10 protein-coding genes and 2 pseudogenes are annotated in these 14,476 nt (G+C 71.0%); 4 read left to right on the top strand and 8 right to left on the bottom strand.

From position 1 onward, the window contains the following. A pseudogene (locus tag ABD366_RS10880) lies at positions 1-596 on the top strand (ATP-binding protein); the annotation flags it as partial. 22 nt (positions 597-618) lie between these two features. Here ABD366_RS10880 and pcaDC read toward each other — a convergent pair. From pcaDC to pcaH, 4 genes are all read right to left on the bottom strand, one after another. Continuing rightward, entirely contained in the window at positions 619-1,752 is a 1,134-nt protein-coding gene (gene pcaDC / locus ABD366_RS10875; RefSeq protein ID WP_324777055.1) for a bifunctional 3-oxoadipate enol-lactonase/4-carboxymuconolactone decarboxylase PcaDC, read from the bottom strand. Between the two features lie 141 nt (positions 1,753-1,893). Continuing rightward, positions 1,894-3,204, bottom strand: a complete 1,311-nt coding sequence (pcaB, locus tag ABD366_RS10870; RefSeq protein ID WP_324777052.1) for a 3-carboxy-cis,cis-muconate cycloisomerase — start codon at positions 3,202-3,204, stop codon at positions 1,894-1,896. Continuing rightward, positions 3,201-3,806 (bottom strand): protocatechuate 3,4-dioxygenase subunit alpha, encoded by a 606-nt coding sequence (pcaG, locus tag ABD366_RS10865; protein ID WP_324777050.1) that lies wholly within the window; start codon positions 3,804-3,806, stop codon positions 3,201-3,203. Before pcaG ends, pcaB begins: the two co-directional genes overlap by 4 nt. A 6-nt stretch (positions 3,807-3,812) precedes the next feature. After that, positions 3,813-4,586 carry a protocatechuate 3,4-dioxygenase subunit beta gene (gene pcaH, locus ABD366_RS10860; protein WP_324777048.1) on the bottom strand — a complete coding sequence of 258 codons (774 nt, stop codon included), beginning with the start codon at positions 4,584-4,586 and terminating at the stop codon, positions 3,813-3,815. 167 nt (positions 4,587-4,753) lie between these two features. Between pcaH and ABD366_RS10855 the strand changes: the two are divergent. Beyond that, positions 4,754-5,209, top strand: a pseudogene (locus ABD366_RS10855) (MarR family winged helix-turn-helix transcriptional regulator); the annotation flags it as partial. 31 nt (positions 5,210-5,240) lie between these two features. Here the strand turns inward: ABD366_RS10855 and ABD366_RS10850 are convergent. Together ABD366_RS10850 and ABD366_RS10845 are read right to left on the bottom strand one after the other, a co-directional pair. After that, a complete protein-coding gene (locus ABD366_RS10850) occupies positions 5,241-6,176 on the bottom strand; it encodes a DUF3048 domain-containing protein (RefSeq protein WP_411293911.1) in 936 nt (311 codons plus the stop codon). A 50-nt stretch (positions 6,177-6,226) separates the two neighbouring features. Beyond that, on the bottom strand, positions 6,227-7,288 hold the full coding sequence (locus tag ABD366_RS10845) for an ATP-dependent DNA ligase (protein ID WP_324777046.1): 1,062 nt from the start codon (positions 7,286-7,288) through the stop codon (positions 6,227-6,229). A 73-nt stretch (positions 7,289-7,361) separates the two neighbouring features. Between ABD366_RS10845 and ligD the strand changes: the two genes are divergently transcribed. Then, positions 7,362-8,393, top strand: a complete 1,032-nt coding sequence (gene ligD, locus ABD366_RS10840) for a non-homologous end-joining DNA ligase (protein ID WP_324777044.1) — start codon at positions 7,362-7,364, stop codon at positions 8,391-8,393. 28 nt (positions 8,394-8,421) lie between these two features. Here the strand turns inward: ligD and ABD366_RS10835 are convergent, their stop codons facing one another. Both ABD366_RS10835 and ABD366_RS10830 read right to left on the bottom strand, forming a co-directional pair. Next, on the bottom strand, positions 8,422-10,653 hold the full coding sequence (locus tag ABD366_RS10835) for an OmpL47-type beta-barrel domain-containing protein (RefSeq protein ID WP_324777042.1): 2,232 nt from the start codon (positions 10,651-10,653) through the stop codon (positions 8,422-8,424). A 4-nt stretch (positions 10,654-10,657) separates the two neighbouring features. Further along, positions 10,658-13,171, bottom strand: a complete 2,514-nt coding sequence (locus ABD366_RS10830; protein WP_324777040.1) for a ThuA domain-containing protein — start codon at positions 13,169-13,171, stop codon at positions 10,658-10,660. Between the two features lie 259 nt (positions 13,172-13,430). Here ABD366_RS10830 and ABD366_RS10825 point away from each other — a divergent pair, with 259 nt between their 5' ends. After that, positions 13,431-14,375, top strand: a complete 945-nt coding sequence (locus tag ABD366_RS10825) for a multicopper oxidase domain-containing protein (protein ID WP_324777059.1) — start codon at positions 13,431-13,433, stop codon at positions 14,373-14,375. The last annotated feature ends 101 nt before the right edge of the window (positions 14,376-14,476 follow it).

Here is a 14,476-nt window from a genome sequence, read left to right as displayed (position 1 = left end):
GCATGCTCATCGAGACGCTGCTCGCCCGCGGCAAGGCCGGTGAGGCGCAGGCCGTCGCCGACCGGTACTCGTTCGGGCCGCCCTACCCCTCCACGATCGTGCTGCCCGACGCCCACTCGGTCCGTGGCCGCCTGCTCATCGCGACCGGCCGGGTCGAGGAGGGGATCAACGAGCTGGAGATCGCCGCCAAGGCCGCCACGGCCCGCGGCGGACACAACACGATCATGGCGCCGTGGGCCTGCGACCTGGCCCGCGCCCTCGCCCCCACCGACCCGCACCGCGCCGCCGAACTCGTCGCGGAGGCCCGCGTGCAGGCCGAGCGGTTCGGCACGGACACGGCGATAGGCGAAGCGCTGCGCTGCGCGGCGGCGCTGGAGACGGGCCAGAAGCAGCTCACCCTGTACGCCAAGGCCGTCACCTACCTCGAAGCCTCGCCCTGCGCGTACGAGCACGCCCTCGCGCGCGTCGAGTACGGCATGGCGGCCCGCTCCCTGTCCGAGCTCAACCGGGGCCTCACCCTCGCCCGCGCCTGCGGCGCGGAGGGTCTCGCGGCGCGGGCCAGGGAGGTCCTGGAGACGGGACGCGGGCTGCGCTAGAGGCCCCAGGGTCTTCAGGTCTTCAGGGCTGGTCCTCCTGCTGAGGCTCGGCGAGTACGCGCTGGGCCACGGCGAACGCCGAGTTGGCGGCGGGTACGCCCACGTACACGGCGCACTGTTGCAGCACGGCACCGATCTCCTCGGGGGTCAGGCCGTTGCGGCGGGCCGCCCGTACGTGCATGGCCAGTTCGTCGAGGTGCCCGTGGGCGACGAGCGCGGTGAGGGTCACCATGCTGCGCTCGCGCCGGGAGAGGGTCGGGTCCGTCCAGATCTCGCCCCACGCGTAGCGGGAGATGAAGTCCTGGAACCGGGCCGTGAACGGGGTCTGCCGGGCCTGCGCGCGGTCCACGTGCGTATCGCCGAGCACCTCCCGCCGCACCTCCATGCCGCGCCGGGCGCCCTGCCCGAGGTGGGTCCGCAGCGCTCCGAGCACCGCCTCGGGCCGTTCGGCGACGGCCAGATGGGAGGCCCCTGCCAGCTCGACGAGTTCGGCGCCCGGCACCGCGTCGGCGATCTCCCGCAGATGCGCGGGCGGCGTGGCGGGGTCCGCGCGCCCGGCGACCAGCAGGGTGGGGACGGAGATCTCCCCGAGGCGGTCGCGCAGGTCGAAGGCGGCGAGCGCGTCGCAGCACGCGGCGTACGCCCCGGGGTCGGCGTCCCGGTTGTCCGCGACCAGCCGCGGGACGGTAAAGCCGGGCGTGAACCACCGCGCCGGAGCTGTTTCGGCCACGCCGCCCGTGCCCTCCTCGCGGACGAGCGCGGCCCGCTCCCGCCAGGGGCCGGCGTCGCCGAAGTGGGCGGACGAACACAGCACGGCGAGACTGCTGAGCCGCTCCGCGTGGTGCACGGCGAGATACAGCCCGACGGCGCCGCCCAGCGACACACCCGCGTACGCGAAACGGTCGAGGCCGAGCGAGTCGGCGAGGTCGAGCACGAGCCCGGCGAGATCCGCCACGGTGGCCCCCGGCCCGATCAGCCCCGCGTCGGACTTCCCGTGCCCCGGCAGGTCCCACCGCACGACGCGATGACTGATCGACAACTCGGGCGCGACCTGATCCCAGAGGGCCATCGACGTCCCGAGCGAGGGCCCGAGCACCAACGGCGACGCGGCGGGCGAGCCCTCGAGGCGGTGATGGAGGAGGGGGGAGGTGACCATGTACGGGCTCCAGTCGGGGCGGGGGCGCAGGCGGGGGTTCAAAAACAGGCGCTCAGCGTGGCGTGGCGCTCGTGCGACCGGTTCGGTCGGTGGCGGTGGCGGTGGCGGTGGCGGCGTCGGCGCGAGGCCGTTCGGTCGGTGTCAGCGGCGGTGCAGTGCGCGGTCCACGAGGGCAGTCGCCGCTCCCGTGTACCGCTCCGGATCCGTCAGTTCGAGGAGATTCAGGGAGGCCAGTTCCGGTTCCGCGGCGAGGACGTCCGCCGAAGTCCGGCCCTCGGCGGCGGCTCGGCGCGTGGCCTCGCCGAGCAGTTCCTTGGCCCGCGCCCGCCCGAGCACCCCGGCCAGCTCCGCCGACAGCCGCTCGGAGACGATCGCCCCGCCGGTCAGCGCCAGGTGCCCGCGCATCACGTCGGCGTGCACCACGAGGCCCCCGGTCAGTTCGGCGGCATCCCGCGCGGCCCCGCCTACCAGCCGCAACAGCTCCCGCAGCGTGGCCCATTCGGCGTGCCAGGCCCCGGCGGGCCGCTCGTCCTGCGCGGTCATCGACCCGTACAGCGTCGCCGCGAGCCCGGGCGCGCGCCCGGCCGCCGCGGCGATCAGCGTGGCCCGCACCGGGTTGGTCTTGTGCGGCATGGCGGACGACCCGCCCCCGGCGCCCTCCGCCACCTCGCCGATCTCGGTCCGGGAGAGCGTGGCCACATCGACCGCCAGTTTGCCGAGCGCCCCGGCCGTGAACGCCAGCGCTCCCGCCAGATCGGCCACCGGGGTGCGCAGCACATGCCACGGCAACCCCGGCTCCGCCAGACCGAGTTCGCGGGCGTACGTCGACACCAGTTCCAGCGGTTCGGCCGCACCGTACGCCTCGAAGGCCGCCAACGTGCCCGCGGCACCGCCCAGTTGCACCGGAAGGCCCGCGCGGACGGACCGCAGCCGGTCCCGCGCGTCGAGCGCCAGTGACCGCCACCCGGCAGCCTTCAGCCCGAAGGTCGTCGGCACGGCATGCTGCGTGAGGGTGCGCCCCGGCATGGCGGTGTCACGGTGTGCTGCGGCGTGCCGTGCCAAGTCCCGCTCAACGCGGTCGAGTTCGGTCAGCGTCACATCCAGCGTGCGCGCGGACATCAGCATCAGCGCCGAGTCGAGGATGTCCTGACTGGTCGCACCCCGGTGGACGTACGGCCCGTACTCCACGGGAACGGCCGCCGTCAGGTCGGCGGCCAGTGGAATCACCGGGTTGCCTCCGGCGCGGGCCCGCCGCGCGAGGCCGCGCAGATCGAAAGAGGTCGCCACCGCGGCCTCCGTCACGGCGTCGGCCGCCGCGGCGGGGGCGAGCCCGAGCGCCGCCTGGGCCCGCGTCAGGCCCGCCTCCGCATCCAACAGGGCCTGGAGAAAAGCCTCTTCGGACGTGGCGCGCTCGGCGGGGGCGTCCTCGGTGCCGGGGTCGAACAGACTCACGTGAACTCCAGGAAGACCGTCTCGCCCTCGCCCTGAAGGCGGATGTCGAAACGGTACGTGCCGCCCGGCTCCTCCCGTGCGACCAGCGTGTCGCGCCGCGCGGGATCCACCTGCGAGAGCAGCGGGTCGGCGGCGAGGGCCGCGTCGTCGCCGGGCAGATAGATCCGGGTGAAGAGGTGGACGAGGAGGCCGCGGGCGAACACGCAGACACTCACGTACGGCGCACCCGCCCCGCGCGCGCCGGGCCGCAGTGTCCGTACGTACCAGTGACCGTTGGCGTCGGTCTGGACGCGGCCCCAGCCGGTGAACTCCACCCCGTTGCGCCCGAGGTAGCCGCCGCTCGCGGGATCACGCCGGATCGAGCCGTCGACCCGCGGCAGCGCGCCCTCGGGGTCGGCGCCCCAGAGTTCGAGGAAGGCGTCGGGGATCGGCTTGCCCGCGCCGTCGTACACGTACCCCTGCACGGTCACGGTGTCCGGGTGTCCGAGCGGCGCGATGTCACCGCCGCCGGGGAAGGGCAGCGCGTACCCGTAGAACGGCCCGACCGTGTGCGAGGGGGTGGGCAGGACGCTCTCGGGGCGGCTTGTGTCGATCTTCGTCATGGCTGGTCAGCGCCCTTCTTCTATCCAGTTGGCGGAGGGCCCGTCGAGCACGATGTCCCAGTGGTAGCCCATCGAGAACTCGGGCACGGACAGACTGTGGTCGTACGTCGCGATCAGGCGCTGCCGGGCGGCGTCGTCGGTGACGGACTGGATGATCGGGTCGTACGGGAACAGCGGGTCGGCGGGGAAGTACATCTGTGTCACGAGCCGCTGGGTGAACGCCGAGCCGAACATCGAGAAGTGGATGTGCGCCGGGCGCCAGGCGTTGACGTGCTGACCCCAGGGGTAGGGCCCGGGCTGGATCGTGGTGAAGCGGTAGCGGCCCTCGGCGTCGGTCAGCGTCCGCCCCACGCCGGTGAAGTGGGGGTCGAGCGGTGCGTCGTGCTGCTCTCGCTGATGGGCGTAGCGGCCGGCCGCGTTGGCCTGCCAGATCTCGAGAAGCTGGCCGCGGACAGGGCGTCCGGCGCGGTCGAGAAGACGGCCCGAGACGGTGATCCGCTCCCCGAGGGGTTCGCCCACGTGCTGCTTGGTGAGGTCGTTGTCGAGCTCGGTGATGTCCCGCTCGCCGAAGGCGGGGGAGCCGAGCTCCACCAGCTCCGGGTCCTTCGACACGTCGATGCTGACCGGCGGCTGCTTGGGGTGGCGCAGCACGGACGAGCGGTAGGGGGCGTAGTCGCGGCGCGGATGGTGCTCGACGGGAGCCCCGCCGGCCACCCGCTTCTCGTAGGCGGCGTGCGCGGCCGCCGTCTCCGCGTCGATGTCGTGCTGGGTGAGAGCCATGCCGGGACCCCGTCTCTAGGAATTACTCAGCGCACTGAGCATTTGCCGAGCGGGCCACACGTTGCCAGCAGTGAAGTGGGCCGTCAAGAGGTCTAAGATCCTGAGTGCATCACTCAGTGCACCTGCATAGTTGCGCCTGGATAGTTCCCTGAGACCGGAGGACCGTGATGGCCGCGGTGGACCTGACCACCCATCCCGGGCACCTCGCCCGGCGACTCCAGCAGGCGCATTATCTGCTGTGGAACACGATGGTCTCGGAGGAGATCACCTCGCCGCAGTTCGCGGTCCTCAACACGCTCGTGGCCGAGCCGGGCCTCGACCAGCGCACGGTCGGCGAGCGCGTCGGCCTCGACCGGTCCACGATCGCCGAGGTGGTCAGCCGCCTCACCCGGCGGGAGCTTCTCGACAAGGAGCGGGACCCGGAGGACGGCCGCCGCTGGCTGCTGCGGCCGACCCCGGAGGGCCTGCGCACGCACAAGAAGCTGACCGTGCGCACCGCGCGGATGAACCAGGTCTTCCTGGCCCCGCTGAGCGCCGACGAGCAGACGGTCTTCTTCGACCTGATCCAGCGCGTCGCCGACGCGGCGGAGGGCCTGCGCGACCCGGCCGGGCCGCCGGTCGCGAGCCCCCACCCCCAGACCTCTGGCCAGGGGCCTACTTCTTCGCGAACACCACCCACACCTGCCCCGGCGCGAACGGCAACGGCTGCCCGTCCGCGGTGAACGAGGTGCCGCCGCCGGCGCCCGGCCGTGACCACTGCGCGTCGTACGCCCGCCCGTCGCGCAGCACCACGGCCCGGCCCGAGCCGACGGTGCGCGTCAGGGGGGACGTGCTGCCGAACTTGTCGTGGAAGCGGGACGCCTGGACATCGACGTACTGCACGACGACCGTCGCCGCGGCGAGCCGGGTCCCGCCCGCCGTCACGGCCGCGTTCCCGTCCATGCTGACCAGCCAACGCCGTTGGGCAGCCGACCAGTCGAAGCCGAAGCGGGCCGAGGGGAAGCGCACCGTCCGCGCCGTCTCGGGCCGCCCGCCCGCCGGTACCGCCGCCGCGAACCGGAAGCCGGCCGCCGCCCCCGCGTTCGTCCCCGGCGTCGGCCGGCCCAGCTTCTCCGGCCGCAGATAGAGATTGTGCGGTGCGGGCTTGCCGCCGCTCCGGAAGTACGCCCCGCCGCTCTCGCCCGGCGGCGGCACCGCGCGCAGCGGCGCCGCGTCGATCAGCGGCCGCAGCGCGCTCTGGGCACCCGAGTAGGCGAGCGTCGGCCGGTCGAACTGCCGCAGGAGTTCCAGATCCGTCTCCCGCGCGCTGCGCACCGGCCCCACGACGTCGGGAGACTTCGAGCCGAAGACGGCCATCAGCCGGCTGAGCCCGCCCTCCACCTGCTCCGCGTACACGATGTCGGCGTCCTCCAGGCCGGTCTGCGGCCGCGCGGCACCCACGTTGTCGATCTTCACGGCGAGCAGTGCGGTACCGGCCGGGGGAGCGGAGCCGTTCGCGTCCGGCGGCACCCCGGTCGGCTCGCAGGCCGCCACGAGCAGCCCTAGCGCACCGGCGACGAACCCACGCCTGCGAATCCCCTTGGTGTCCACGGACCCTGCATACCCGCCCGGAGGTCCCCCCAACTCCGGCGATTTTCGGCTCAGCGCAGCACGTCCGCCAGGTCGAACTTCATCGGTTCCTCCAGCTGCGCGTACGTACAGCTCTCGGCGGTCCGGTCCGGGCGCCAGCGGCGGAAACGGGCCGTGTGCCGAAAACGCGTCCCGTTCTCCATGTGGTCGTAGGCCACCTCGGCGACCAGCTCCGGGCGCAGTGCCACCCACGACAGGTCCTTCCTTCCGGTCCAGCGGCTCGGCGCGCCAGGCATCCGGGACGCCTCGTGCGCCGCGCCGTCCGTCCACGCCGCCCATGGATGGTCCTCGGCCGAGTCCATGCGCAGCGGCTCCAGCTCGGCGATCAGCTCGGTGCGCCGCTTCATCGTGAACGCCGCGCAGACCCCGACGTGCTGGAGCGTGCCCGCGTCGTCGTGGAGGCCGAGCAGCAGGGAGCCGACGACGGGGCCGCTCTTGTGGAGGCGGTATCCGGCGACGACGCAGTCCGCGGTCCGCTCGTGCTTGACCTTGATCATCCGGCGTTCGTCCTGCATGTAGCGCAGGTCGAGGGGTTTGGCCACGACGCCGTCCAGGCCCGCGCCCTCGTACTGCTCGAACCAGCGCTCCGCCAGCTCGGCGTCGGTCGTCGCCGGCGCCACGTGCACCGGCGCCGAGACGTCCGCGAGGGCTTCCTCCAGACGCTGTCGGCGCTCGGTCATCGGCGCGTCGAGCAGTGACTCGTCACCGAGCGCCAGCACGTCGAACGCCACGAACGACGCGGGGGTGCGCTCCGACAGGGTCTTCACGCGGGAGGCGGCCGGGTGGATCCGCTCGCTGAGCGCGTCGAAGTCGAGGCGTCCGTCCCGGGCGACCACGATCTCCCCGTCCAGGACGCAGCGCTCCGGCAGCCGCTCGGCGAGCGCCGCCACCAGCTCGGGAAAGTACCTGGTCAGCGACTTGGTGGAGCGGCTGCCCAGCTCGATCTCCGCGCCGTCCCTGAAGACGATCGCCCGGAAGCCGTCCCATTTCGCCTCGTAGTGCATCCCGGCGGGCAGCTTGGCGGCGGACTTGGCGAGCATCGGACGGACCTGCGGCATCACGGGAAGATCCATGCACCGATTCTGTCCCGTAAGCCCACTAGCCGCCCGGTATGCGCCTTGTGTCCCTTCGGCCTAGCGTAGGCCCATGGGCAGCAAGGGTGCGGCAGTGGAACTGGAAGCGGGCGGCCGGACAGTACGGCTGTCCAGCCCCGACAAGGTGTACTTCCCGGAAGGCGGGCCGTCGGGGTACACCAAGCTGGACCTCGCGCAGTACTTCCTCTCCGTCGGCGACGGCATCCTGCGCGCGCTGCGCGACCGGCCCACGACCCTGGAGCGCTACCCCGAAGGCATCACCGGCGAGTCCTTCTACCAGAAGCGGGCCCCGAAGAACCTGCCCGACTGGACCCCCACCGCCACCATCGAATTCCCCTCCGGCCGCACCGCCGCCGAGATGTGCCCCACCGAGGTCGGCGCCGTGCTCTGGGCCGCCCAGTACGGCACCCTCACCTTCCACCCGTGGCCGGTGCGGCGCGGCGACCTCGACCACCCCGACGAACTGCGCATCGACCTCGACCCGCAGCCCGGCACCGACTACGCCGACGCCGTCCGCGCCGCCCGTGAACTCCGGGGCCTGCTGGACGAGTTCGGCGGTCTGCGCGGCTGGCCCAAGACCTCCGGCGGCCGCGGCCTGCACGTTTTCGTGCCCATCGAACCGCGCTGGACCTTCACGCAGGTGCGCCGCGCCGCCATCGCCGTCGGGCGGGAACTGGAGCGCCGGATGCCCGAGGCCGTCACCACGGCCTGGTGGAAGGAGGAGCGCGGCGAGAAGATCTTCGTCGACTACAACCAGACGGCCCGCGACCGCACCATCGCCTCCGCCTACTCGGTGCGCGCCCGCCCGCACGCGCCCGTCTCCGCCCCGCTCACCTGGGACGAGCTGGACGACGCCGAGCCGCGCGACTTCGACATCGTCACCATGCCCAAGCGGTTCGCCGAGGTGGGCGACCTGCACGCGGGCATGGACGACGAACATCACTCGCTCGACGCCCTCCTCGAACTCGCGAACCAGGACGAGAGGGACCGCGGCCACGGCGACCTGCCGTACCCGCCCGAGTACCCGAAGATGCCGGGCGAGCCGAAGCGCGTACAGCCGAGCCGGGCCAGACACAAGGCCTGACCCGGCTCGACTCACATGCGTTCCGTGCCTACGGGAGTTCCTTCACGCGGACGTCCCGGTACGAGATGACGTCCGACGTGCTGTGCACCTGGAGCCCGATGTAGCCGGAGGAGTAGCGCCGGCCGTCCGTGCCCGGGTCGTCGGAGCGCGCCGGCTCGAAGACCTGGCCACCGGTGTTGTCGAACTCGTTGATCAGCACACCGTTGCGGTAGACCGAGAAGTGCTGGTCCACCACCTTGACCTCGTAATCGTTCCACGTGCCCTTCTGGGTGACGCCCGCGCCCGCGAGGCCGACCCGGTCGAAGCCGTAGACCGAACCGGTCTTGTACATGTCGCCGTCAGGACGGTCGAGGGCCTGGATCTCGTGCCCGTACTTGATGGCGACCCACTCCGGGTTCGGCTCCTCGGGGTGGTTGTGCACCCACGGGAAGCGGACGAAGACACCGCCGTTGGCGTTGCCCGTGCCCGGGGCGTCGTCGCGCCACTGGAGCTTCAGCGAGTAGTTCGCGTACTTGCGCTGTGGGAACCAGAGCATGCCCATGCCGTCCACCGACGTGCTGCTGGTGATCGACCCGTCGGCGTTCAAATTGAACTTGCCGCCGCCGACCTGCTCCCACTTCGCGAACTGCTCCTGCGTGCCGTCCAGGATCTTGGTGTAGCCGTCGGTCTGGCCCGGCGTACCGATCGGGGACTGCTTCGCCGCCTTGTTGATCTTGTTGTACTCGCGCTGGTCGATCGCGCCGGCCTTGAGGAGCTTGTCGGTGACCGTCTTCACGTGCTTGACGAAGAGCGCGTGCGACGTCCAGTCCTTCTCGTCCTCGATCAACTCACCGATCCGGCACCGGTTGTCGGTGACCCGGTTCGGGATGCCCGTGTCCGTCGAGCCGACGAACACCGTCGTCCGCTCGTCGAACTCGGGGCAGTTGGGCGCCGGCACGCCGCCGCCCGAGGCGACCGCGAAGACGAACAGCTGCGCCGCGGCGGCATTGCCCGCCTTGTCGCTCGCCCGGTACGACACCGAGTGCGCGCCCACCCGGTCCACCACCACGGGGGCTGTGTAGGCGAGGTAGGGGCCGCCGTCGAGCGAGTACTCGACCTTGTCGACACCGGAGTCGTCGTCCGTCGCCGTCACGGTGAGCTTCGCGTTGTTGACGTACGCGCCGTCGGAGTTCTTGTCCCCGGCGACGGAGAGGGACACCGTCGGCGCTGTCGTGTCCTCGGCGGGCGGTGCCACGACCGTGAAGTCGACCGCCTTCTCGGCCGCCCGGTTGCCCGCCTTGTCCGTGGCCCGGTAGCGCACCTTGTAGGTGCCCGGGTCGTGGACCATCACCGGAGCGGTGTACGGCTGCCAGGCACCGTCGGCGCCGAGCGCGTACTCCACGGTGTTGACGCCGGAGCCGGTGTCCGAGGCGGAGACCGTCACCGTGGCCATGCCGACGTATCGGCCGGAGGCGTCCTTGTCACCGGTCACCGTCGCCGAGGTCTCCGGCGCCGTCGTGTCGTCGGTCGGCGGCGCGACCACCGTGAAGTCGAGGGACTTCTCGGCGGCGGCGTTGCCCGCCTTGTCGGTCGCCTTGTACTTCAGGGTGTGCGCGCCGACCTGGTCGACGACCACGGGGGCGGTGTAGGGCGTGTACCCGCCGCCGTCGAGGGCGTACTCGATCTTGTCGACGCCCGATCCCGCGTCGGTCGCGGTGACCGAGACGGACGCGGACCCGACGAACGCGCCGTCGGCGTTGGTCTGCCCCTCGGCCTTCGCCGAGGTCTCCGGCGCGGCCGTGTCGTCACCGCCGCCGCCGTCCGTCACCACCAGGACCCCCTGCATGGAGAGGTGGCCCGGGATCGTGCAGTGGTAGCGGTACTTGCCGGGGGAGAGGGTGACCTCGGCGGTGTGCTTGCCGCCCTGGTCGTCGTTGGGGTTCGCCATGATGTTCAGCGGCACGTCGTTGTTGTACTCGGGGTCCGACACGTCGAACGTCAGCGTGTGCGGCATGCCCATCGTGTTGCCGGTCGCCGTGCTGTTCTCGAAGACGATCGTCGCCTTGCCGGCGACCGCCGTCGTCGGCGCTGACGCGTACTTCGTGATGTCGTCCCCGGCCGTCCAGGTCAGCACCTGGTCGGCCGCCGCCTCCGGCGCGGGCGCCGCCGTGGCCGCGGGCAGCGCGCCGAGCCCGAGGCACATCAGCACGGCGGCGAGCAGCGCGGTCAGCACCCTGTGTCTGCGCAGAACGCGCAGGTGCGTGCGTGGTTGAGATCGCATGGGATCAGCCCTTCTTGACCAGCTGGCCGGCCGCCGGAGTCGCCTCGCCACCGGTGTACGTGACCTTCCACAGCGCCGACTTGGAGTCGGAGGTGAAGAAGCCGCGCCCGTAGTCGAGGACGTACAGAGCACCGTCGGGACCGAACTTCCAGTCCATGAGGTTCTTGATGCCGTCGTTGCCGATCGGAATGATCTTCTTCAACGATTCGGAGTGGACCGGGATCGATCCGTCGCCGTGCGTCTTCGGGTCGGTGAGGACCGCGTTGCGCGGCTGGTCCGAGTCGTAGAAGTCACCGACGAACCACTTGCCGTCCCAGTAGCTCGGCCACTTGTCGGCGTTCGGGATCGACGCGTCGTAGCGGTAGACCGGGCCGTCCATGGCCGCCTGGCCGCCGCCCTTGAGCCACGGAAGCAGGTACTTCGCCTCCGACTGCTTGTACGAGGGCACGCCCTTGGCGTCGCGCGGGAAGTCCGGCGCCCCGCCCTGCGGCGAGTACCAGATGTTGTTCCCGGTGACCGGCGGCAGGTTGACGAGACCGTCGTTGTTCGGCGACTCGTTCTTCGGGTGGTCGCAGTCGTACCAGCCCAGCGGCTTCGTCGGGTCGGGGAGGTTGCGGTCGCGGTAGGGCTGCTTGTTGCCCATGCAGTACGGCCAGCCGCGGTTGCTCGGCTTGGTGATCACGGCGAACTGGTCGTACTTGGCCGGCCCCCAGGTCGTCGACGGCTCACCGGCGTCCGGACCGACCCAGCCCGCGTACAGGGTGTCGGTCTTCTTGTCGATGGAGATGCGCGCCGGGTTGCGGACACCCATCACATAGATCTCGCCGCGCGTCTTGCCGCCGCCCTCGGCCGTCTCCTTGCCGGTGAAGAGGTTGCCCTCCGGCAGGGAGTACGTCCCGTCGGCCTCCGGGTGGATGCGCAGGATCTTGCCGTTCAGGTTGTTCGTGTTGCCCGCCGTGCGGCGCGCGTCGGCGAACGAGACACCCTTGTAGTTCGGCTGCGGGTTGTTGCCCGAGTACCCGTCGCTGAACTGCGAGGAGTTGTTGTCACCGGTCGCGATGTACAGGTTGTTCTTGGAGTCCCAGGCCATCCCGCCACCCGCGTGGCAGCAACTGTGCACCTGCACCGGCCACTTGAGCAGCACCTTCTCGCTGCTCAGGTCCAGCTTGTTCGTGCTCAGGTCGAGCGTGAACCGCGAGACCTGCCGCTCGGCCATCTGCTTGTCGCGGTCGAGCCCCGAGTGCGGCGTGTAGTGCAGGTACACCCACCCGTTCTGCTCGAACTTCGGGTCCAGCTCGATGCCGAGGAGGCCCTCCTCGACCTTGATCAGCTCGTCGCCGCCGCCCTTGTTGCCGAAGATGGTCAGCGCCCCCGCGAGGGTCACCTCCTTGGTCTTCGGGTCGTAGACGTGGACCTGGCCGATGCCCTTGCCGACATCCGGGTTGTTCCAGTCGGTGATCACCGGCTGGGACGAGTCCGCGCCGCCGCGGCCGATGTAGAACACCCGGCCGTCGGGCGCGGTGACGACCCCGTGCGGCTCGCCGATCTGGTCGTTCTGCCCCGCCTGGTTGGGCTGGGTGAGGCGCTCCGCCTTGTAGTTGGCGTTGATCGCGGCCTTGCAGTCGGCGCGCACGATCCGCGACGTCCACGACAGGGCCCCGCGCAGATGGTCACGGAAGTCCACCTCGTCGAACGAGGCGACGGTCCCGCCCATACCGGTGTAGAAAGACCGGCCGCCGTCGTAGTCACGGCACCACGACACCGGGTGGTCCGCGCCGTTCGCGCCCTCGCCCGGCTTGTACGTGGACTCGTTGACCCGCGCGACCGTGTGGACGTCGCCTGACGGGTTCTTCGCCCAGTTCAGCCACTGGTCGGGCCGCTTCCACTGCACCGGCAGGTCCTTCGTCGCCGGGTTCTGCCGGTCGCCGACCTCGACGGTCGCGCGCTGCACGGCGGTGGGTGAGGACGCGGCGGGCCGGGCCCCGATCAGACCGGTGAACCAGTCCGAGTACGGTTCGGCGCGGGCCGCGTCATGGATGCCGACGAAGCCGCCGCCCGCCTCCATGTACGCCTCGAGCCCGGCCTCCTGGTCGGGGTCGAGGACGTCGCCGCCGCCGGTCAGGAACACGATGGAGTTGAAGCGGCCCAGCTTCTTGGCGTTCGTGAACACGGCGGCGTCGTCGGTCGCCGTGATCGTGAACTGCTGGGCCGCCGGACCGGACTGGCCGATCTTCTCGATCGCCTCGATGCCCGCGTTCACGGTGGGCGACTCGTCGCCGCTGGCCGCGGACCCGTAGAAGACCAGGACCCGCGGCGCGGCACCGCCGGGCGGTGATTTGATGGACATCGTTGTCACGGACGGACTCGGGTCCGGGTACGCGCTGGCGGCGGGCCCGCTCAGCAGCCCCGCGGCCAGCGCGCCCGCGGCGACCCCGGCCGCCACGAGGCGCCCGCGTCTGGTTCCGCTCGCTCTGAACTCTCGTACGGGCAACGGCTTTTGATGCGGTATCCGCCGCATGTGTTCACCCACCCCTCATAGGACACGGCACAGCGCGGTGAAAGCTAGACCTCTTTGCATGGTTCGCCAATAGGTATGACCGTGATTCCACAAACTTTGTCCTGAGTGTGGATAAACGGGGGGCGTCTGGCTACCGTGCTCAGCGCGACGTGAAGGCTCGTACGAGGCTGGGGAGTTGGCCGTGACGACGGAATACGATGAACTGCGCGACGAACCGAACCGGGCGAGCGAGGGCGACCGGCGCGCGCTGAGCCGGCGCATGCTGATCGGCGGCGCGGTGGCGGCGACAGCCGGTGTGACATCGTTGTCGATAGCCGCCTCCGCCCCTCCGGCGGCCGGCGCCGACACCCCGCCCCGCACGGCCCCCGCGGGCGGCGAGGTCAGACGCCTGACGATGTACGCGGAGAAGCTCGCGGGCGGCCAGCTCGGCTACGGCTTCGAGAAGGGCAAGGCGTCGATCCCCGGCCCGCTCATCGAGCTCAACGAGGGCGACACGGTACACATCGAGTTCCACAACCTCACCGACGTCGACGCGAGCCTGCACGTGCACGGCATGGACTACGAGATCTCCAGCGACGGTACGCGGATGAACCACAGCCACGTCGAACCCGGCGGCACCCGCACCTACACCTGGCGCACCCACACGCCCGGCCGCCGCAAGGACGGCACCTGGCGCCCCGGCACCGCCGGCTACTGGCACTACCACGACCACGTCGTCGGCACCGACCACGGCACCGGCGGGATCAAGAAGGGCCTCTACGGCCCGGTGATCGTGCGCCGCAAGGGCGACATCCTGCCCGACCCCGGCAAGACGTTCACCATCGTCTTCAACGACATGACGATCAACAACAAGGGCATGCACGAGGCCCCGAACTTCGAGGCCACGGTGGGCGACCGGGTCGAGATCGTGATGATCACGCACGGCGAGTACTACCACACGTTCCACATGCACGGTCACCGCTGGGCGGACAACCGCACCGGTATGCTCACCGGCCCCGACGACCCCAGCCAGGTCCTCGACAACAAGATCTGCGGCCCGGCGGACTCGTTCGGTTTCCAGTTCATCGCGGGGGAGGGCGTCGGGGCCGGGGCGTGGATGTACCACTGCCATGTCCAGAGCCACTCGGACATGGGGATGGCGGGGCTGTTCCTGGTGAAGAAGGCGGACGGCTCGATTCCCGGTTACGAGGCGCCGCACCACTGAGAGCCGGTCCTCGGCCGACAGCGGCGCACAGGTGCGCGGGTCCCGCTCCCGGGTGTAGACCATGGGCAACACCCGCAGCACCTGTACGCGCCAATACGCCG

The organism is Streptomyces kunmingensis (assembly GCF_039533535.1).
In the GTDB taxonomy this organism is placed as follows: Bacteria; Actinomycetota; Actinomycetes; order Streptomycetales; family Streptomycetaceae; genus Streptomyces; species Streptomyces kunmingensis.
This window is presented reverse-complemented; position numbering and strand designations above follow the sequence as displayed.

Bases quoted from the DNA above. Each gene is read 5' to 3' on its own strand.
- ABD366_RS10830 (WP_324777040.1), bottom strand. From the start codon at position 13,171: ATGCGGCGGATACCGCATCAAAAGCCGTTGCCCGTACGAGAGTTCAGA.
- ABD366_RS10835 (WP_324777042.1), bottom strand. From the start codon at position 10,653: ATGCGATCTCAACCACGCACGCACCTGCGCGTTCTGCGCAGACACAGG.
- pcaDC (WP_324777055.1), bottom strand. From the start codon at position 1,752: ATGGTCACCTCCCCCCTCCTCCATCACCGCCTCGAGGGCTCGCCCGCC.
- pcaG (WP_324777050.1), bottom strand. From the start codon at position 3,806: ATGACGAAGATCGACACAAGCCGCCCCGAGAGCGTCCTGCCCACCCCC.
- ligD (WP_324777044.1), top strand. From the start codon at position 7,362: ATGGGCAGCAAGGGTGCGGCAGTGGAACTGGAAGCGGGCGGCCGGACA.
- pcaH (WP_324777048.1), bottom strand. From the start codon at position 4,586: ATGGCTCTCACCCAGCACGACATCGACGCGGAGACGGCGGCCGCGCAC.
- ABD366_RS10845 (WP_324777046.1), bottom strand. From the start codon at position 7,288: ATGGATCTTCCCGTGATGCCGCAGGTCCGTCCGATGCTCGCCAAGTCC.
- ABD366_RS10825 (WP_324777059.1), top strand. From the start codon at position 13,431: ATGCTGATCGGCGGCGCGGTGGCGGCGACAGCCGGTGTGACATCGTTG.